Here is an 18116-nt window from a genome sequence, read left to right on the forward strand (position 1 = left end):
AGGCGAGGCATCATGCGCGTGCTGTACCTGCTCAACATCTCCAACCCCGACCGGCTTTCGGCGGATTCGGGATGGATCTTCGCGGACCTGCTTGCCCCGGCCCTGGCGGATGCCGGGTCGGAGGTGACCGTCGCGGCCCCGGCAGCGGCCGGGGATGCCCGCTGCGGCTTCCACCGGACGAAGGTGCCGGGGACGAAGTACCGGGCCCGGTTCTCCACGGACGTCGAGGAGTTGGTGGCACTGATCCGGGCGGAGAGGCCGGACGCGGTGGTGGCCAACCAGATCGAGGAGGCCCCGGCGATCCGCACCGCTCTGCTGGAGGCCGGCTCGGCCGCGGTGCTGGCCGGGTACTGCCACTACCTGCCGTTCTCCTTCGCCGAGGGCGGTCAGCTCATGCTCGACCCGTCCGTGAACGACGCGGGGCTCGGACGGCCGGTGCTGTTGGCCTTCGCTGCCGGATTGGCTGCCTGTGACCGGGTGATGGTCCACTCGGTCACGGCCGCGTCCTGGGTGTCGGCTGCCGCGGCCCGCGTGACGGTGGATCTCGGCGAGAAGCTGCGGGTGGTCCCCGCCCCGCGCGATGAGCGGCTGGTCCGCGACCCCGCAGCAGCGGCCCGCTGTGAGAACAGCGCCGGGGCGGTCGGGGTCTACAACCACCGGCTGTACGCGCACTACGGCACCCAGCAGTTCGTCGACCTGGCCCGCGACTTGGCAGCCTCCGGCACCGTACGGCTCCGGGTCATGGACCTGTTCGGCAAGCGCCGGGCCGAGCGCACGGGCCTGGACGACAGCCCCGAGAAGATGCGTGACCAGCTTGCGGCCATGCCGCACGTTCAGGTCGTCTCCGACCGCGGCGACCGCGTCCGCTACAAGAACCTGCTCGCCGGTGCCCGCTTCGGCATCGCCCCCTTCCGCCCCGGCTGCCCCTGGTCGATGAGCGTGATCGACTGCCAGGGCATGGGCCTGCCGGTCATCTCGCCCCGCCTGGGCTGGCTTGCCGAGCACATCGATCCCGACCTGTGCTTCACCACCCCGGCCGAGGCCGTCGACCTCGCTGAACGCCTCGCTGTGGACGACGAGTTCCACGCCCTGCACGCCAAGCGTGCCCACGCCTCCACCGCCGAGTTCGCCCCTGCCCTGGTTGCCGCCCGCTACCTGGAGGCCCTCTCGTGACCGACTTCGACGCCGTCTTCCTCTCCTACGACGAGCCGATGGCCCCCTCCCTGCACGCTCGTGTGCAGCGAACCCTCGGCGGCACAGTCAAGCGCCTGCACGGCGTACACGGGATGCGCCGGGCCTACCGACTGTGCGCCGAGATCGTCGATCGCGACCAGTTCTTCCTCGCCGACGGCGACTTCGCCATCCACACCGACTTCGACCCGGCCGCCGTCGCCCCGCTCGACGAGGGCGTGTCGATGCGGGTGTGGCGGGCGGTGAACCCGGTCAACGGTCTGACCTACGGCTACGGCGGGCTGAAGCTGATCCGCCGCAGTGCCCTGCGTGAGATGGGCGAGGCCGTGGACGTGCTCGCGGCCCTGCCCGGCCGCATCGAGTTCGCCGGGCACACCGCTGGCGTCACACGGTTCAACCAGACCCCCTTCCACGCCTGGAAGGCCGGGTTTCGCGAGTGCGCGATGCTCGCCCGCGGCAGCGAGTACGGCATGGCCAACGACGGCGCCCAACAGCGGGTTCAGGCATGGACGACGAGCGAGCAGGGCGAGTTCGCTCCGTACGCCGCCGCCGGGGCTCGCGAGGGCGTCGCCTTCGCTCGCGAGGCTGCCCGCGACGTGAGCCGGTTCGACGATCTCAACGATCCGTCCTGGCTGCGGGACCGGTTCACCGCTGCCCATGGGGATCAGGTGGTCTCCGGATGACCTGCCCCCTCATGCTCATTGAGCCGTACGCCGACCGCCTGGGCGGACACCACCAGCGCACACTGACGGCCCTGGCCCAAGCGAGGCCGAACAGCCTGGTCATCGCCCCGCACGACGCCGCCCCCGAAACGGCAGCGGCCCTGCGGGAGGCCGGGGCCCGGCTGGTGACCGCACCGTCCGGACTCCCCGCCCGCGCCCTGCTGGCCGCCTCCCGGCGGGCGTCCGTGCTCTCCAGGGCCGGACAGCGGGCCTTCCGCTCGCGCCGCTGGCCCCGCGCCCTGCGGCGGCTGCCCCACCAGATCACCCTCATCGCCCGCTGCCTGACCGAAGCCTCCGCCCTGCGGACAGCCCGCCGACACGAGCCCGACGCCGAGGCGGTGGTGATCCTGACCGCGAGCGAGGCCCTGCACGGGGCCGCCGCACTCCTCGGCGGCCTGCCGCACCTGCGGTTCGTCCACGAGGCCGTCACCAGCGAGGACGCCGTCGTGCGACTGCTCGGCCGACTCGCCCGCCGGGGCGAGAAGCAGGTGGTCGCGGTGTATCCGACACAGGCCGTCGGCCGGCAGATCTCCGCGACCTTCCCGGAACTGCCCGCGGTGGTACGGGCCTTCGCCGTTGACGACGGCCACCGCCTGACCGACGCCGAACGCGAGGGCAGCCGGACGGCCTTCGACATCCCGGCTGACGCAGCCGTCGTGTGCCTGGTGGGCGGCTGGTGGCCGTACAAGGACATCGACGTCATAGACGCCGCCCTGGCCCGGCTGAAGGAACCGCTGCACCTGGTGGTCGCCGGAGCCCCGCTCGACGAAGCGGCACTGCAACGGTGGCGGTCCCTGCCCTGTGTCCACCTGCACACCGTGCCCGGCCCCGTCGCCGAAGGCGTGCTGCGGCTCGTCTACGCCACTGCCGACGCCGCCCTCGTGACCCGCCACCCCGGAACCGGCAAGGAATCCGGGCTCGTCATGGACGCCGCCCGCCTCGGCGTCCCCCTGGTCGTCTCCGACCACGATTCGGCCCTCACCGCACGCCTACACGGTCTGCCCTGGGCCCTGACCTTCCCCGCCGGGGACCCGGACGCCCTCGCCGAGGCCCTGCACAACGTCGCCCGCCAGGCGCCAACACGCCCCGGCCCCGACGCCCCCGTTCTGCTGGGGATGCACTCGGCCACCGAACAGGCCGACTTCCTCACCCGCACCTTCACCGCACTCCGTACGAAGGAGTCCTGAATGCCGTGCACCCCTCCCGCCCTGGTCGCCGTCATCGGCCCCGTCGAGCCGGACCTGCTGACTGCCTGGGTCCGCCACTACCGGTGGCTCGGCATCGAACAGTTCCTGATCGCCTTCCACTTCCCCGACCACGTCCCCGACGAACAGCGACACCAACTCCAGGCCGCCGTCCGCGAGCTGGGCATCATCCCGACCGGCACATCCGTCGGCCCATGGCACGAGCACACCAACACCCAGCTCCGAGACGCACTGCGGCACCGTGCCGGGGCCGGCTGGCATCTGATCGCAGACGCCGACGAGTTCCAGCAGTACCCCGCCCCGCTGAGCGAGGTGATCACCCAGGCCGAGAAGTCCGGGCACCGCGTGGTCGGCGGCCTGATGCTCGACCGCGTCACCGCAAGCGGCCGCCTCACCGGCTGGAGGCCCGAAGGCGGCCTGGATCTCGCGTATCCCCTCGGCGGTCACCTCACCCACCGGCTCCTGCACGGCGACCCCCGCAAGATCGTCCTCGCCCGCCACGACGTGCCCCTGGCCTCCGGCAACCACCGGGCCCCCGGCCACAGTCCGGACGCGGACCACATCTGCGCGGTCCACCACTTCAAATGGCGATCAGGCGTCCTGGATGATCTCCGCCGCCGCGTCCGGCACTTCACCACCGGCACCTGGCAGGAACACACCCCTGCTGTCCGTGACGAGGCCGGCCGCCTGCTGGCCCACGTAGGCCGCCACGGCGGCGTGATCAACACCAGCGACCCGCGGTTCACCTTCCGCCGGGTAACCCTGGACCGGATGCCCGATAACTGGCCCGCCGAGGCCCGCAGCATCGTCACCGCCTGGCGGCCCCACGCACGCACCGGCCAGGATCAGCGACAATGACCGCGTTCACGCACGCTCGCCGCGAAAGGGATGGGCACGTGCCCCTCGCCGTACTTCTGGCCGGCCTCACCGGCTCCGGGAAGACCACCGTCGCCCAGGTCCTGGCCGACCACGGCTACGTCCGACTGTCCGTCGACGAGGAAGTCCACCGCCTCCACGGCCGCTACGGCGTGGACTATCCCGAGCACACCTACTTCGAACGCGAACGGCCCGTCGTCGAAGCGACCCGGGAACGGTTCATCAAGGAGATCGAAACCGGTCACGACGTCGTCCTGGACCACGGGCTCTGGCGCCGTACCGAGCGCGAAGCCTGGGAGCGAGCCGCCCGCGAAGCGGGCGGCCACACCCTCGTGGTCTACCTCCCCGCCGACCGCGCAGAACTGCTGCGTCGCCTTGCCGAACGCAACCAGCGCGAAGACGCCAACGCGCTGGCCGTCACCCCCGAAGCCCTCGACGACTTCTTCGCCCGCTTCGACCCCCCGGCCGACGACGAGGACGTCATCGTCTACACCGGCGACGTGGACGCACTCGTGACAGAACTCGCCCAGGCCCGCTGAGTGGTTGTTCCGGGCGTGTAAGCCCTGAGCCACCGCGCAGTGGGTGCCTCAGCGTCGGCGCCGGTGCGTGACTGTGGGCACGGGCTGCTGCGGGACAGCCGTCGCGCGGACGGGCTGTGGGGCAGCGGTGGTTGCGCGAGTGCTGCGGGAGCGTGCGGCTTGGGCTCGGGGGCTGGGTGCGGGGCGTTGTCCGAGGCGGTGGAGGCGCCAGGTGAGGACCTCGGCGGGGAAGCGGGCGTCGTCCAGCGTCCGCTGCCGGGCCGAGTGTTGGAGGAGTTCGGCGGGATTGTGGCCGGCTTGCTCGGCGTCGGCGAGCACAGCGGTAAGTGCGTCCCAGGCGGGGTCGGTGAGGATGCGCTCGGCGTGGTCGGGGGTGGTCTGGCGTATGTGGTGGGCGTAGCGGCGGACAGTGTCCTGCGGGGTGTGTGACGGCGGAGTTCGGTCAGCGGTTGGGTGGCTGCCTGCTGGTAGGCCGCCTGAAGGTGATGCAGTGTCTGGCGAGCTGCGGCTTCCTGCTGGGCATGCTGCTGGGAGGCGTGCCAGCGGGCTGCCGCGATCACGGCGAGTACGGCGGCGTTGAGCAGCATGGCAAGCCCGGAGCCGTCCCCGCTCGGGGTGTGCAGCAGCTCCTTGGCGGCGTTGCGGAGGGCGCGGACGTGCTGGTGGTCGGCGCGGATGCGGGAGCGGGTGGCGCGTTCGAAGCCGCGGGCGGCCTGCCGTAGCTCGGAACGCAGTGCCCCACGGTCTGTGACGGCGGGGAGGAGGTCGAGGGTCTCGCCGAGAGCGGCGAGGTGGGCCTGGGCGGCGGGAGCTTCGTCGGAGGCGAGCGCAGCGGGGATGCGGTCGATGCTCGCGGTGGCCTGGTGCCAAGGATCGGTACGGCGTACAGCTCGCCGACCGGGAGTGGTGTCGGTGGCGGTCTGGCGTTCACGGATACGGGGCAACGACAGATCCGGGGCCAGGGTGGAGCCGGAGAAGTACACCAGCTCACCAGCCTTGTTGCTGTCACCGGGCAACGCGACCTTGTAACCGAGCGCGTCCCCGGAAGGCGCGTACCGGATCTGGACCTTGATGCCCATGCCTTCCAAAGCCGTGAAGAACTCGGTCTCGCTGCGCGTTGCTGCGGCGGCCTGCCGGACCCGGGCACGGAGAAGTTCGCGGGAGGTTTGTGCCTGGCCGGTGCGGCGGGCCTTGAAGTGCTCCTTGCTGGTGGGCCGCTTGGCCGCACTCCCCCCGTCCCCAGGGTTGAGGCGGCGCAGGCCATAGTCGATTTCGATACGACGGGCCTCGGCCTGGGCGTTCTTGCGGTCGAAGTCGCGGGTGGGGCGTTTGCCGTCCTGGCGTACGAGGGTGGCGGCGATGTGGATGTGGTCGGGCGCATGGCGCACGGCCACCCAACGGCAGGCTTCTGGATCGCCGTTGGGAGCGATGCCAGTGGCGTGCACAATCCGCCGGGCGACCTCGGCCCACTCCGCGTCGCTCAGGTACCGGTCGCCGGGATCGGCGCGCACAGGGCAGTGCCACACCTTGTCCTTCGGTGCGCGGTCGCCGAGCACCTTCACGGGCTGGTCGAGCTGGCGGGCAAGCCGGGCGGTGGTGTGCTGCGGGTTGCGGCCGGGGTCGGGAGCGAAGCCGTTCCAGGACGCCACCAGGTGCGGGTCGGTGTGCTCGTTGGCCCGCCCCGGACCGAACAGGTAGCGGATGAGGCCGGTGCTGCTGGTCCTGCCGGTGAGAATCTTCGGGATCATGCAGTCACCGCCGCACCAGGTACTCGACCGCGTAGTCCACCTCGTCGAGTACGTCCTGCACCCGCGCCAACAGCCTATGGACGGCTTCACGTTCGGGTAGCGCCTGATCGGAGTTGAGGTGGCGGGCGAGCTGGTTGAGATTGTTGCCGACCGCGGCGGCCTGCCGGTTGGACGCCATCAGCTCCCGCACCGCACGACGGTAATCGGCCACGGCCGCCTCGGGGTTCTCCGCGCGGGCGGCAGCAAGACCGGCCTCGGCCAGATAGCCGCCGACCGTCATCCGGCTGGCGCTGGCGGCCTGGTGGAGCTCTGCGTACTCGTCGGCGCTGAAGCGCGGGCAGACACGTTTATCACGCTGGGCAGGCTGACGCAGGCGACGGCGCGGAGACGCGGCGAACACCCCCTCGACCGGCACCCCCGGGCCGGTCTGCCCCGCCACCCCTGGGGCGGGGCTCGGGTAAGGACTCCTTACCCGACAACTTGCTGCGCTGTCGGTGGGCTGGGTCGTGTGCGTGTGGGCAGGGTCGGGCTGGGGCATGGCAGGGCGGCTCCTGGGCGGGGTGGTGTCGCACTGGTCCCACTGGTTCCGTGCCTGGTCAGGACAGGTACGACTACGTGGCGTGTGACGAGTGGACTCGTTGCGGGGAAGAAAGTCGTCCCCGCGCTGACCTGCGCGGGGACCACTGGGACCGGTCTGTGCCGGTCAGGGCCCGGCCGGGGCCGGGGCAGTGCTGGGGCAGTAACGGGCCCAGGCATCCAGGAACTTGTTCCGGGCGAAGCCCTTGGCCTGGGTACCGTCGGGGAAGCGGATGTTGGCCGAGCTGATCCCATAGTCCTTCAGCAGCAGCTGAAGATGACGCGGGGAGAGTCCGCTGGTGCCGTAATCGGCCCACGGGGCCTCGGGGTCCTCCTTGAGGACAGACAGCAGGCGGGTGGTGGCCAGGGCTTCGGGGTCACCGCAGGAGGCGAAGGCGGTGCGGATGTCGGCCAGGATGCGGATCTTCAGTCCGCCTTCTTCGTCCTGACCGGCCTCGTACGCGGACATCGCGGCACACGCTGACCGCGCGGTGACCGGCCAGTGACCACCGGCGAGGTCAGCGACCACCACCAGCGGCTCCCAGGTGTCCGCTGCCCGGTCTTCGACCGGCATCTTCGGCTCCAACTCGGCAGCCGCCTCTACGAGGTTCGTGCTCCAGGCGGCGATCCGGTCACGCAGCACGTGCAGGTGCGGGGTGTCCCGTCGAGCACGGAAAGCGGCGACTTTCTCGCCCGGGGCACGGCGGCGCATCCGCACTACGATCGCCCGGTCCATGATCGTGTCCGGCAGGTCCCCGATCCCGGCCAGCGCAGCCATGGCGAAAGTGGGGTACTCGACCGGCTTGTGCTCGGGTCCGGCGATCCGCAGGGCGGGCCGGTTGCGCTGGTGACCGGCGTTGAGGAGACCACGCAGGTCCTCGTTCTTCTCCGCCATCTTCGGGCTGCCGAACAGCGTGTCCGCCTCGTCCACCAGCAGCGTCGGCGGCTCCTGGGTCACCGACCGGAAGATCGCCGCCGTACTCGCGTTGACCGTGATCACCGGCTTGTGCACCGTCTCGGTCACGACATCCAGCAACCTCGACTTCCCACACCGCTTCGCCGGACCCACCACCGCCAGACGCGGCGCGTGCTGGAACGCGGGCTGCAGATGTGTCGCGGCCACCCACAACGTGATCGCATCCAGGGCCTCGCGGCTCGGCAGAATCACGTACTGGGCGAGCACCGACCGCAGTTCATCCAGCAGCACCGCGCCCTCGCTCCCACCGGCGGACCGGTCCGCTGGTCCGTCCGGCTCCTGCGGACCGGACAGCCCATCAGAGCCTGGGATTTCCGGTCCACTCCTGACCGAACTCCGCGGACCGGACGGGTCGACAGCGTCCGGGATTTGCGGTCCGCAAGATTCGAAACGGTCCACCTGCGGACCAACGAGCGGACCGGTCCGCGCCCGGCCCGGTATCTCAGCGGACCGGTCCGCCTCTTCGGTCCGCTGGTCCGCACGCGCAGCGGACCGGTCCGCGCCGAGCACGTCCGCCCGAGCCGCGTGCGGACCACCGCCCTCTCCGGGGACAGCGACCGGCGGCCACGCAGAGTTGGGGGATGCGCCCTCCAGGGGCGTCGTCGTAGGCTCATCCATAGACGTTCCTCACCCGGTGGCGCGGGGCCGGCAAGCCCCGCACCACCGTCTTCATCGTTCAGGCATGGGCGATCAGTTGGGGAGTCATCGGCCCTCGGCGCGGGAACGCCGGGGGCCTTTCCCATTGCCGCTGACGAGCGGCGACGAGCAACATACGGCTGCACTGATCCACAGTCCAGCGATTCTGTGTCTCCTCCACACAGGACTGTCAGCTAGCATCCGGCACTCAGGCAGCCAGACCCAGCAGGGCCTGCAGCTCCGCCGTCACCACGCGATAGGCATTGCCGAGCTTCAGCAGACGGCACGGGTACTCGCCTCGCTTCGCCAGCTCGTACCCCTTGCTCCGCCCCAACCCCAGAGCCCGGTTGGCAGTTTCCAGGTCGACGGTGGCAGGCAGCTCCAACAGCTCGGCCTGACTCATCTCACGACGACCGCGGATGGGGTTGTCTCGGTCGCTGCTCATGCAGGACTCCCTTCGAATCACGGACGGGCGGCAAACACACGGAACGCGCCTGCCTCCAGCAGTACGAGAAAGACCATAGGCAGAGTTAATGTGTCGCCATGACACAACACGATGAGGACGATGTTCCCGAGTGGTCGACGCAGGTCGTCGCCACCGTGGCCGCAGAAGTACGTCGTCGGCGCAAGGAGATGGGCATGAGCGCGCAGGATCTCGCCGACGCCTGCGCGGAGATCGGCCACCCAGTCCCCCGCAACGTCATCGCCAACATGGAGGCAGGCCGCAGATCCTCCCTTCCCCTCACGGACGTCATGGTCCTCGCCCAAGCGCTGGACACCAGCCCGATCTGCCTGATCGTTCCCGTCGGCTACATCGCCAAGTACCAGTCGATCCCCCTGGAGTCAGCCGACGAGCCCCTGGACGCCCTGCGCTGGTTCACTGGCGAGGACAGCAGCAGCTTCGGCAACTGGCCCCTGACCATCTACCGCATGCACGACACGGCCCTCAGCTCCGCATACGAAGCCGCCAGGAAGGTCGCTCTCCACCGCTACCAGGCCAGCAACGCCGCCACCCCCCAGCAGCGCTCCGAGGCACTGCGCTCCGCCGAGCGCTTCGAACAGCTCGCGGAAGGTGACCACGACACCCTCCGCCGCGTCCGCGCCCAGATGCGCAGCGAGAACCTCCACGTGCCGCGCTTGCCCCCCGAACTCGCTTTCATCGACGAACCCCCGCAAGACCGCAACACCCCTCAGGAGAACGACGCTTGAAAGGCTCCACCTACCGCCGCTGCTACTGCCGCCACCCCGAGACCGGGAAGCCCCTCGGCACTGCCTGCCCCAAGCGCAGGAGCAAGAAGCACGGCACGTACTCCATCCGCCAAGAGTTGCCGCCGCACGACGACGGCACCCGACGCGCCTTCAACCGCGCCGGTTACGAGACCCTCAAAGCCGCCCAGGCTGAACTTGACCACGTCCGCGCGCTTCTCAACATCCCCGACGGCGACGACCCCGAAGGCATCGCCCTCATCACCGAGATGCTCGAAGAGGTGGCCGACGACAAGTCACCGCTGCCCGATGTCGAGGAGACCCGACGTCGGCTCAACTCGGGTCAGGAGCTGATCGGTCGGCTCACCGTCGCCGACTGGCTGGACCGCTGGCTAGCCTCCAAGCGCATACGCAAGTCCAGCGTCACCCGCTACGAGACCGACATCCGCGTACACCTCAAGCCGCACATCGGCGGTCGGCGACTCGACCGTCTCCGCGTCACTCACCTCTCGGACATGTTCACCGCCATCTCGGACGGCAACGCCGAGATCCTGGAGCAGAACGCCCAGCGACGGGCTGCCATAGACGAGTTGGCCACGGTTCCGTGGAAGGGCGTCGAGAACCGCGCCCGTCGCAAGGCCATGAGGGCCGCGATCGACGAGATGCCTCCGTTCCGCCGGACCACCGGCGCGGCCACCCGCCAACGCATCCGCGGGACGCTCCGCGCCGCGCTGAACGACGCCATGGCGCAGCAGATCATCACCTTCAACCCGGCCGCGCACGTCGAGCTCGACCCGGCGCGCAAGCCGAAGGCGCTGGTGTGGACTGACGAACGCGTCGCCAGGTGGGAGGCCACCGGCGAGAAGCCTTCGCCCGTCATGGTCTGGACTCCCGAGCAGACCGGCGCCTTCCTCGATCACGTGGCAGACGACCGGCTCTACGCGATGTGGCACGTCATTGCCCTTCGCGGACTGCGTCGCGGTGAGGCATGCGGGCAGATGTGGTCGGAGACCCATCTGAAGAAGTACGCCCTGACGGTGTCGACTCAGCTGGTGCAGGACGGCTGGGATGTCGAGGAGTCCGACCCGAAGACCGACAGCGGTTTCCGCACCGTCGCGCTCGATGACGACACCGTGAGCGTGCTCAAGCAGCACCGGAAGCGCCAGCGCGCGGAGCGCGAGGAATGGGCGTCCGGCTGGGTCGACACCGGACTCGTCTTCACGCAGGAGGACGGCTCCTGGCTGCACCCCGGCAAGATCACGGACCGCTTCGAGCGGCTCGTTGCCTCCTTCGGCCTCCCGCCGATACGCCTGCACGACCTGCGGCACGGGGCAGCGACGCTCATGCTCGCGGCCGGTGTGGACGTGAAGGTCGTGTCCGAGACGCTCGGCCACAGCGACACCCGGATCACGCGGGACATCTACCAGAGCGTCTTCCCCGAGGTTGCCAAGGACGCCGCCGAAGCCGCCGCCGGCCTGGTCCCGATCCAGCGGAAGGCACAGGCGAAGAAGGCCGCGAAGGGGAAGACGGACCGGAAGAGGAAGGCCAAGAAGAAGAGCAAGGCCACAAAGGTGTAGCCCCAGCTCGGGACGCTCCCGCTCACGCATCGCTCACGCACGGCCCCTCGGCGGGCCCGGCTCGTCATGCGCCGATACCCCCGCGCACGACAAAGGGCCAGGTCAGACGGTGTCTGACCTGACCCTCAACCGAGCCGCCTGGGGGAGTCGAACCCCCGACCTACGCATTACGAGTGCGTCGCTCTGGCCGACTGAGCTAAGGCGGCAGGCTGTCGCTGCCAAGGGTGGCAGCCGCAGCGACGGTAAGTCTACAGGGTTTGTGGGGGTGGTCCCGACCGGGTCGAGGCGCTGGTCAGCTGGGAGGTTCGTCCGGTGCGGGGCGCGTCGGAGGCGGGCGGTCGGCGGGGTGGGTGGTGTGTGGGCGCGGGGGTGAGCGGGGTGGGGCGGGTCAACGGTGGGGTGGGGGGTGTGCGCCATCCAGGGTCCGGCGTCACGCCCAGGTGTTGTCGCGGCGCGGGCGGGGTTTCCCGGGGCGTGGGACGGGGGGACCGACCGGCCCTACCCCCGGGTGGCCGCGCGGGGGTTTCCCTAGGAGGGCCGTGATGCTGCTGCGGTGGCTGACGACGACGGACCACAAGGTGATCGGCAACCTGTACCTGGTCACCGCGTTCGGGTTCTTTCTGCTGGGCGGGCTGCTGGCGCTGGTGATGCGGGCGGAACTCGCTCAGCCGGGGCTGGAACTGCTCTCCGCCGAGCAGTACAACCAGCTGTTCACCGTGCACGGGACGATCATGATGCTGTTGTTCGCGACGCCGCTGTTCGCGGGGTTCGCCAACGCGCTCATGCCGCTCCAGATCGGGGCGCCCGATGTGGCGTTCCCGCGGATGAACGCGTTGACCTACTGGCTGTACCTGTTCGGTGGCCTGATGGTGGTGGCGGGCTTCCTCACTCCGGGCGGGGCCGCGAGCTTCGGGTGGTTCGCGTACGCGCCGCTCAACAGCGCCGTCTACTCACCGGGTTCGGGTGGGGACCTGTGGACGTTGGGGCTGGTGGTGGCGGGGCTGAGTACGACGCTGGGGGCCGTCAACTTCATCACCACCGTCATCTGCCTGCGGGCGCCGGGGATGACGATGTTCCGGATGCCGTTGTTCACCTGGAACGTGCTCTTCACGTCCCTGCTGGCGCTGCTGGCTTTCCCCGTGCTCACCGCGGCGTTGCTGGCGCTCGCCGCCGACCGGAAGCTCGGCGCCCACGTCTTCGACCCGGCCAACGGGGGCGCGATCCTGTGGCAGCACCTGTTCTGGTTCTTCGGCCACCCCGAGGTGTACATCGTGGCGCTCCCCTTCTTCGGGATCGTCAGCGAGATCATTCCGGTGTTCAGCAGGAAACCGCTCTTCGGATACCTCGGGCTGGTCGGCGCCACGGCCACCATCACGGTGCTGTCCGCCGTGGTGTGGGCGCACCACATGTTCGCCACCGGCGCCGTGCTGTTGCCGTTCTTCTCCTTCATGTCCTTCCTGATCGCGGTGCCCACCGGGGTGAAGTTCTTCAACTGGGTCGGGACGATGTGGCGCGGGTCGCTGAGTTTCGAGACGCCGATGCTCTGGGCCGTCGGCTTCCTGGTCACGTTCCTGCTGGGCGGGTTGAGCGGGGTGCTGATCGCGTCGCCGCCGCTGGACTTCCACGTCACGGACAGCTACTTCGTCGTGGCGCACCTGCACTACGTGCTCTTCGGGACCGTCGTCTTCGCGATGTTCGGCGGTTTCTCCTTCTGGTGGCCGAAGTTGACGGGCCGGATGCTGAACGAGCGGATCGGAACCGTCCATTTCTGGCTCACCTTCGTCGGCTTCCAGACGACGTTCCTCGTGCAGCACTGGCTCGGGCAGAACGGCATGCCCCGCAGGGTCGCCGACTACCTGCACGCGGACGGGTTCACCCTGCTCAACGGCGTCTCCTCGTTGGGCGCGCTGATCCTCGGCGCCTCCACGCTCTGCTTCCTCTTCAACGTCTGGTGGACGGCGGCCTACGGGAAGCCGGTGGGGGTGGACGACCCCTGGGGCTTCGGCCGCTCCCTGGAGTGGGCGACCAGCTGTCCGCCGCCGCGCCACAACTTCGTGGCGGTTCCCCGGGTGCGGTCGGAGTCGCCCGCGTTCTGGATGAACCATCCGGAGGCCGGTGAGCGGCACCGGCTCATGTCCGTCCCGCCCGCGCACCCCTCCCCGGCTCCGTCCTCCCCGGCCGCGTCTTCGGCCGCGTCTTCGGCCCCGGCTCCGTCGTCGTCCGCGGGGTGGGCCGGGGCTTCTGGGCGCCCGGGGGAGGGGCCGGACCCGGCTGAGGAGGGGCGCCGCCGATGAGGACGGAGGCTGTGATCTTCGCGGGCGTCGCGCTGTTCTTCGCCGCCGTCACCGTGCCCTACGCGCTCTCCGCGCGCGATCCGGCCGGTACCGCCGCGCTGCTGGTGGCGGTTCTGATGGCGGCGCTGATCGCGACGTTCCTGGCCGTGCAGTACGGCCGCCGGGGCGCCCGTCCCGAGGACCGGAGGGACGGGGAGATCCGTGACCGTGCCGGGCCGGTGGACTTCTTCCCGCCGCGGAGTCCGTGGCCGGTGGTCACGGCGCTGGGGGTCGCGCTCACCGCCTCCGGCGTGGTGGTCGCGCTCTGGCTGCTGTTGGTCGGGGTGGGCGTCACCGCCGCGGGCGTCAGCGGTTTCGCCCTCCAGTACGCCTCGCGGCGCGACTGAACCATCCCAGCACCCGGGCGGTACACGGGAGTTCGGAGGCCCCGCCCGTCGCCGCTCCCGTCCCCGTCCCCCTCCCCGTCCAGGCTTCCGCGCCCTCGCCCGTCCCCGCTTTCGCGCCCTCGGCCCCGCCCGTCGCCGGTTTCGGGGAGCGTGGGGAGCGCGGGGGGCCGGGCAGGTCCGGAGACGAGGGGGAGCCGAGGGAGTCGGGGGAGCTGGGGGAGTCAGGGGAGTCGAGGGGCGGGACGTCGCGGTAGTACCAGGTGCTCAGGGCGGCTCGGACGCGGTGACGGCGGCGGTCGCCGGGGGTGGCGGTGAGGGGGCGGGGCAGCTCCTGCGCCCGGAGCGTGTAGCGCGCCCCGTCGGAGAGCGGACGGTGGGTGGGGTGGAAGGTGCCCTCGACGGACTGCCAGACCTCGCCGGTCGCCTCGCCGTGCCGTAGCCGCTCGCGGTCCGAGCGGCGGAGCGCCGCGCAGTACCGCCGGGTGACGGAGAAGGCCAGCAGGGGGGCGAGGACGAGTGCCGCCCGCAGCGTCCACGTCAGCCCGTTGAGGGAGACGTCGAAGGTGTCGGCGAGGACGTCGTTGCCGCCCGCGAGGAGGAGCACCGCGTAGCAGACGGTGCCCGCCACCCCCAGCGCGGTCCGTACGGGGCGGTCGCGCGGGCGGTCGCACAGGTGGTGTGGGGCGTGGTCGCCGGTGACCCACTTCTCGAAGAGCGGGTAGGCGTACAGGGTGAGGAACAGCAGGGTTGGCAGGACCACGGCCGGGAGCAGCACGTTCCACATCACCGTGTGGCCGAGGTGCGTCGACTCGAACGGGGGGACGAGGCGCAGCGCGCCCTCCAGGAAGCCGACGTACCAGTCGGGCTGGGCGGCGGTCGAGACGTCGCCGGGGCGGTAGGGGCCGTAGGACCAGACGGGGTTGATCTGGGCGACCCCGCCCAGCAGCACCAGGATGCCGAACACCGCGAAGAAGAGGCCGCCCGACTTCGCCGCGAACTGCGGGTACATGGGGCTGCCGAGGACGTTCCGCTGGTGCCGTCCGGGTCCGGACCACTGGGTGTGCTTCAGGTAGAAGACCAGGGCCAGGTGCACCCCGACGAGGGCCAGCAACAGGGCGGGGAGGAGCAGGATGTGGAGCGGGTAGAGCAGGCCGATGACGTCGTGTCCCGGGTACTCGCCGCCGAACACCAGGAAGCTGAGGTAGGTGCCGACCAGCGGGATGGAGAGCATGATGCCCTGCGCGATGCGCAGGCCGGTGCCGGAGAGCAGGTCGTCGGGGAGCGAGTAGCCGCTGAACCCCTCGGCGAGTGCCAGGACGAACAGGGTCACGCCGATCAGCCAGTTGATCTCGCGGGGCTTGCGGAAGGCGCCGGTGAAGAAGACCCGCAGCAGGTGCAGCCCGATGGCGGAGAGGAACACCAGCGCCGCCCAGTGGTGGGTCTGCCGGACGAGCAGCCCACCCCGTACGTCGAAGCTGAGGTGCAGGGTGGAGGCGTACGCCTGGGACATCCGCACCCCGCGCAGGGGGGCGTACGAGCCCTGGTACGCCACCTCCGTCATGTTCGCGTCGAAGAACAGGGTGAGGTAGACGCCGGTCAGCAGCAGCACCAGCAGGCTGTAGAGCGCCAGTTCGCCGAGCAGGAAGGACCAGTGGCCGGGGAACGCCTTCCGCAGCAGGGCGCCGGCGCCGTCAGAGAGCGGCAGCCGTTCGTCGATGGCCCGATAGCCCCGCTCCACCAGACCGCTCGTTCCGGCGCTCCGCCGGTTCCTCTCCCGTGTGCGGACCACCGGTACCTCCTCCGTGCGAGGTTCGTCCGTGCCCCGCGCCCCGGTGGGCAAACGCGCGCCGGGGCAGATGCCACCGGACGGCCCGCCCGATACCCCGTGACGGGGGAGGGGCGGAGGGGAGCGGTGCCGGGGAGGCCCGGGCGAGCCGGGATGTCCGGGGTGCCGGGCCGGGGCGCTCCGGCGGCGGGGCGGGCGGCGCGCTCGTACGCTGAGCTGGGGGCGAGTGACGGAGGGAGCCGGGCATGGCCGAGGGAACCGAGGTCCAGGACAATCCGGGCGCACGCCGTTACGAGGCGTACGTCGACGGCGGGCTCGCCGGGTTCGTCGCGTACACGCGGTCACCGGGGGCGGTCGAGCTGACGCACACCGAGGTCGATCCCGCGTACGAGGGGCGCGGGGTCGGCGGTGCCCTCGCGCGGACCGCGCTGGACGCCGCCCGCGAGGCCGGTGACGTGGTCCTGCCGTCCTGCCCCTTCATCGCGGGCTGGATCCAGCGGCACCCCGACTACCAGTCGCTGACGAGGGGCGCCTGAGAGCCCGCTCCACCGCCCCGCCCCCGCCGGTGAGGCCGGGCCGGGCTGTCCGGGAATATCCGGGACTGTCCGGGGCTGGTCGGGGCTGGTTGGTGGTCAGATGAGGGCTGGTCAGGGGTGGTCAGGGGTGGTCAGGGGTGGTCAGGGGGTGGGGGAGGACGGGGGTGACGCCGGGGGCGCGGGGGAGGCCGGGGGATGGTCGCCGAGTCCGGTGAGGAGCTTGCGCAGGAGGTCGGCGAGGTGGCGCTGCTCCGCCTCGTCCAGCGGGCTGAGCAGGCGCACCTCGTTGTCGAGGTGCGCCGTCAGCGCCTCGGTGACCAGCGCGAGGCCGGAACCGGTGAGGCGCACCAGGACGTTGCGTCTGCTCGACGGGTCGGGCTCGCGGTCGACCAGCCCCTTGGCGGCCAGCCGATCGAGCCGGTTGGTGATCGCGCCCGCGGTGACCATGGAGGCCCTGCTGAGGGCGCCGGGGCTGAGCTGGTAGGGCGGCCCGGCGCGGAGCAGCGTGGCGAGGATGTCGAACTCCCAGAGCTGGAGGCCGTGTTCGGCGAAGGTCTCGCCGAGTCCGCGTTCCAGCAGGCGGGCGGCGCGCTGTACCCGGCCGACCACGCCCATCGGGCTCACGTCGAGGTCGGGGCGTTCGGCCTGCCACTGGGCCAGTACCCAGTCGAGGTTGTCACGCATCTCGAAAACCCTTCACGTTGAACTGTTTGACGAAAAGGTATCAGGCTCGTAATCTCCTCTGCGTCAAACAGTTCAACGTTGAGAGGATGCTCCGATGGTGCGGGACCACGGCTGCCACGGCTCCATACGACGGCTCGAACATGACGCGGCGCCCGGGAGCCGGGCGTGAACGCGCGGACCGCGCCGAGCGCCCCGGACGGGTCGGGCGCTCCCGACGGCCCGGGCGGCACCGCCGAGACGCCCGGCGCCGGAGGGACTGACGGGACCGGCGGGACGAGCGACATCGGCGGCACCGGCGCGATCACCGCGCTCTCCGCGGTCGCCCCGGTGGTCTGGGGCACCACCTACCTGGTCACCACCGAGTGGCTCCCGCCCGACCGGCCGCTGATCTCCGGCGTCCTGCGGGCGCTGCCCGCCGGGCTCATCGCCCTCGCGCTCGGCCGGGCCCTGCCGCGCGGCGCCTGGTGGTGGCGCGCGGCGCTGCTGGGCACCCTCAACATCGGCGCCTTCTTCGTCCTGCTCTTCGTCGCCGCCTACCGGCTGCCGGGCGGGGTGGCCGCCACCCTCTCGGCGGCGCAGCCCCTGATGGTCGCGGCCTTCGCGTACCTGCTGCTGCGGGAGCGAGTGACCGGCTGGCGGCTCGGCTGGGGTCTGGTGGGCATCGTCGGCGTCGCGCTGATGGTGCTGCGCGGCCCGCTCGGCTTCGACCCGGTCGGCATCGTCGCCGGGCTCGCTGGTACGGGCGTGATGGCCGCCGGGGTCGTGCTCACCAAGCGGTGGGGGAGGCCGCCGGGCGTGGGCGTCCTCGCGCTCACCGGCTGGCAGCTCACCGCGGGCGGACTGTTCATCCTGCCGCTCGCCCTCGCCGTCGAGGGGCCACCCCCGGCGCTCGGCGTCTCCGAACTCGGCGGCTACGCCTGGCTGTCGCTGGTCGGAGCCCTGCTGGCGTACGTGCTCTGGTTCAACGGGATCGGCCGACTACCCGTCACCGCGCTCTCGTTCCTGTCGCTGCTCTCGCCCGTCGTCGCCACCGTGCTCGGCTGGCTGGTGCTCGACGAGTCCCTGACCGCCGGACAGACGCTCGGCTTCGTCCTCGCGCTGACGGCCATCGCCGCCGCCCAACTCAGCCCACCCACCCTGTTCAGCGCCCCAGGGCGCTCCAAGGAGGTCTGACAGCC

General features: G+C 70.9%; 16 protein-coding genes, 1 tRNA gene and 1 pseudogene. 11 read left to right on the plus strand and 7 right to left on the minus strand.

Annotated elements, in window-relative coordinates; genetic code table 11:
* Nucleotides 1–12 precede the first annotated feature (12 nt).
* The 5 genes from E0L36_RS23615 to E0L36_RS23635 are packed head-to-tail and all read left to right on the plus strand — an operon-like array spanning nucleotide 13 to nucleotide 4533.
* Nucleotides 13–1173 carry a glycosyltransferase family 1 protein gene (locus E0L36_RS23615; RefSeq protein WP_180931297.1) on the plus strand — a complete coding sequence of 387 codons (1161 nt, stop codon included), beginning with the start codon at nucleotides 13–15 and terminating at the stop codon, nucleotides 1171–1173.
* Entirely contained in the window at nucleotides 1170–1874 is a 705-nt protein-coding gene (locus tag E0L36_RS23620) for a hypothetical protein (RefSeq protein ID WP_180931298.1), read from the plus strand. Before E0L36_RS23615 ends, E0L36_RS23620 begins: the two co-directional genes overlap by 4 nt.
* Complete coding sequence (locus tag E0L36_RS23625; RefSeq protein WP_180931299.1) at nucleotides 1871–3100, plus strand: glycosyltransferase; 1230 nt, start codon at nucleotides 1871–1873, stop codon at nucleotides 3098–3100. The genes E0L36_RS23620 and E0L36_RS23625 overlap by 4 nt, the downstream gene beginning before the upstream one ends.
* Complete coding sequence (locus tag E0L36_RS23630; protein WP_180931300.1) at nucleotides 3101–3976, plus strand: glycosyltransferase family 2 protein; 876 nt, start codon at nucleotides 3101–3103, stop codon at nucleotides 3974–3976.
* A gap of 38 nt (nucleotides 3977–4014) precedes the next feature.
* Entirely contained in the window at nucleotides 4015–4533 is a 519-nt protein-coding gene (locus E0L36_RS23635) for an ATP-binding protein (RefSeq protein WP_180931301.1), read from the plus strand.
* A gap of 48 nt (nucleotides 4534–4581) precedes the next feature.
* Here E0L36_RS23635 and E0L36_RS23640 read toward each other — a convergent pair.
* From E0L36_RS23640 to E0L36_RS23655, 4 genes and pseudogenes are all read right to left on the minus strand, one after another.
* Nucleotides 4582–6281, minus strand: a pseudogene (locus E0L36_RS23640) (relaxase/mobilization nuclease domain-containing protein).
* A 4-nt stretch (nucleotides 6282–6285) separates the two neighbouring features.
* Nucleotides 6286–6720, minus strand: coding sequence for a plasmid mobilization relaxosome protein MobC (mobC, locus tag E0L36_RS23645; protein WP_308416900.1), 435 nt, complete (start codon nucleotides 6718–6720; stop codon nucleotides 6286–6288).
* 264 nt (nucleotides 6721–6984) lie between these two features.
* Nucleotides 6985–8127 carry a DUF3631 domain-containing protein gene (locus tag E0L36_RS23650; protein ID WP_219637053.1) on the minus strand — a complete coding sequence of 381 codons (1143 nt, stop codon included), beginning with the start codon at nucleotides 8125–8127 and terminating at the stop codon, nucleotides 6985–6987.
* 550 nt (nucleotides 8128–8677) lie between these two features.
* Entirely contained in the window at nucleotides 8678–8914 is a 237-nt protein-coding gene (locus E0L36_RS23655; protein WP_258016528.1) for a hypothetical protein, read from the minus strand.
* A 98-nt stretch (nucleotides 8915–9012) separates the two neighbouring features.
* On the opposite strand from E0L36_RS23655, the gene E0L36_RS23660 reads away from it, so the two are divergent.
* Nucleotides 9013–9678 (plus strand): helix-turn-helix transcriptional regulator, encoded by a 666-nt coding sequence (locus tag E0L36_RS23660; RefSeq protein ID WP_180931303.1) that lies wholly within the window; start codon nucleotides 9013–9015, stop codon nucleotides 9676–9678.
* Entirely contained in the window at nucleotides 9675–11252 is a 1578-nt protein-coding gene (gene xerC / locus E0L36_RS23665; protein WP_180931304.1) for a tyrosine recombinase XerC, read from the plus strand. Before E0L36_RS23660 ends, xerC begins: the two co-directional genes overlap by 4 nt.
* A 132-nt stretch (nucleotides 11253–11384) precedes the next feature.
* Here the strand turns inward: xerC and E0L36_RS23670 are convergent.
* Nucleotides 11385–11458: transfer RNA gene (locus E0L36_RS23670), tRNA-Thr, on the minus strand.
* A gap of 336 nt (nucleotides 11459–11794) precedes the next feature.
* Between E0L36_RS23670 and ctaD the strand changes: the two genes are divergently transcribed.
* On the plus strand, nucleotides 11795–13546 hold the full coding sequence (gene ctaD, locus E0L36_RS23675) for a cytochrome c oxidase subunit I (protein ID WP_180931305.1): 1752 nt from the start codon (nucleotides 11795–11797) through the stop codon (nucleotides 13544–13546).
* Nucleotides 13543–13932: a cytochrome c oxidase subunit 4 gene (locus E0L36_RS23680; protein ID WP_180931306.1), complete on the plus strand. Its 390-nt coding sequence runs from the start codon at nucleotides 13543–13545 to the stop codon at nucleotides 13930–13932. The genes ctaD and E0L36_RS23680 overlap by 4 nt, the downstream gene beginning before the upstream one ends.
* On the opposite strand, the gene E0L36_RS23685 is transcribed toward E0L36_RS23680, so the two are convergent.
* Nucleotides 13892–15721 (minus strand): ubiquinol-cytochrome c reductase cytochrome b subunit, encoded by a 1830-nt coding sequence (locus E0L36_RS23685; protein WP_180931307.1) that lies wholly within the window; start codon nucleotides 15719–15721, stop codon nucleotides 13892–13894. The genes E0L36_RS23680 and E0L36_RS23685 overlap by 41 nt on opposite strands.
* Nucleotides 15722–15963: 242 nt before the next feature.
* Between E0L36_RS23685 and E0L36_RS23690 the strand changes: the two genes are divergently transcribed.
* A complete protein-coding gene (locus E0L36_RS23690) occupies nucleotides 15964–16254 on the plus strand; it encodes a GNAT family N-acetyltransferase (RefSeq protein ID WP_180931308.1) in 291 nt (96 codons plus the stop codon).
* A 141-nt stretch (nucleotides 16255–16395) separates the two neighbouring features.
* On the opposite strand, the gene E0L36_RS23695 is transcribed toward E0L36_RS23690, so the two are convergent.
* On the minus strand, nucleotides 16396–16938 hold the full coding sequence (locus E0L36_RS23695) for a MarR family winged helix-turn-helix transcriptional regulator (protein ID WP_180931309.1): 543 nt from the start codon (nucleotides 16936–16938) through the stop codon (nucleotides 16396–16398).
* Nucleotides 16939–17220: 282 nt separating this feature from the next.
* Here E0L36_RS23695 and E0L36_RS23700 point away from each other — a divergent pair, with 282 nt between their 5' ends.
* Nucleotides 17221–18111, plus strand: a complete 891-nt coding sequence (locus tag E0L36_RS23700; RefSeq protein ID WP_180931670.1) for an EamA family transporter — start codon at nucleotides 17221–17223, stop codon at nucleotides 18109–18111.
* Nucleotides 18112–18116: the final 5 nt, after the last annotated feature.

The sequence above is a fragment of the Streptomyces sp. AJS327 genome, assembly GCF_013450295.1.
Taxonomy (GTDB): domain Bacteria; phylum Actinomycetota; class Actinomycetes; order Streptomycetales; family Streptomycetaceae; genus Streptomyces.

What these genes read in the sequence shown, in the direction of transcription:
- E0L36_RS23615 (WP_180931297.1), top strand. Translation starts at nt 13, where the DNA reads ATGCGCGTGCTGTACCTGCTCAACATCTCCAACCCCGACCGGCTTTCG.
- E0L36_RS23690 (WP_180931308.1), top strand. Translation starts at nt 15,964, where the DNA reads ATGGCCGAGGGAACCGAGGTCCAGGACAATCCGGGCGCACGCCGTTAC.
- E0L36_RS23680 (WP_180931306.1), top strand. Translation starts at nt 13,543, where the DNA reads ATGAGGACGGAGGCTGTGATCTTCGCGGGCGTCGCGCTGTTCTTCGCC.
- E0L36_RS23695 (WP_180931309.1), bottom strand. Translation starts at nt 16,938, where the DNA reads ATGCGTGACAACCTCGACTGGGTACTGGCCCAGTGGCAGGCCGAACGC.
- ctaD (WP_180931305.1), top strand. Translation starts at nt 11,795, where the DNA reads ATGCTGCTGCGGTGGCTGACGACGACGGACCACAAGGTGATCGGCAAC.
- E0L36_RS23625 (WP_180931299.1), top strand. Translation starts at nt 1,871, where the DNA reads ATGACCTGCCCCCTCATGCTCATTGAGCCGTACGCCGACCGCCTGGGC.
- E0L36_RS23660 (WP_180931303.1), top strand. Translation starts at nt 9,013, where the DNA reads ATGACACAACACGATGAGGACGATGTTCCCGAGTGGTCGACGCAGGTC.
- E0L36_RS23655 (WP_258016528.1), bottom strand. Translation starts at nt 8,914, where the DNA reads ATGAGCAGCGACCGAGACAACCCCATCCGCGGTCGTCGTGAGATGAGT.
- E0L36_RS23630 (WP_180931300.1), top strand. Translation starts at nt 3,101, where the DNA reads ATGCCGTGCACCCCTCCCGCCCTGGTCGCCGTCATCGGCCCCGTCGAG.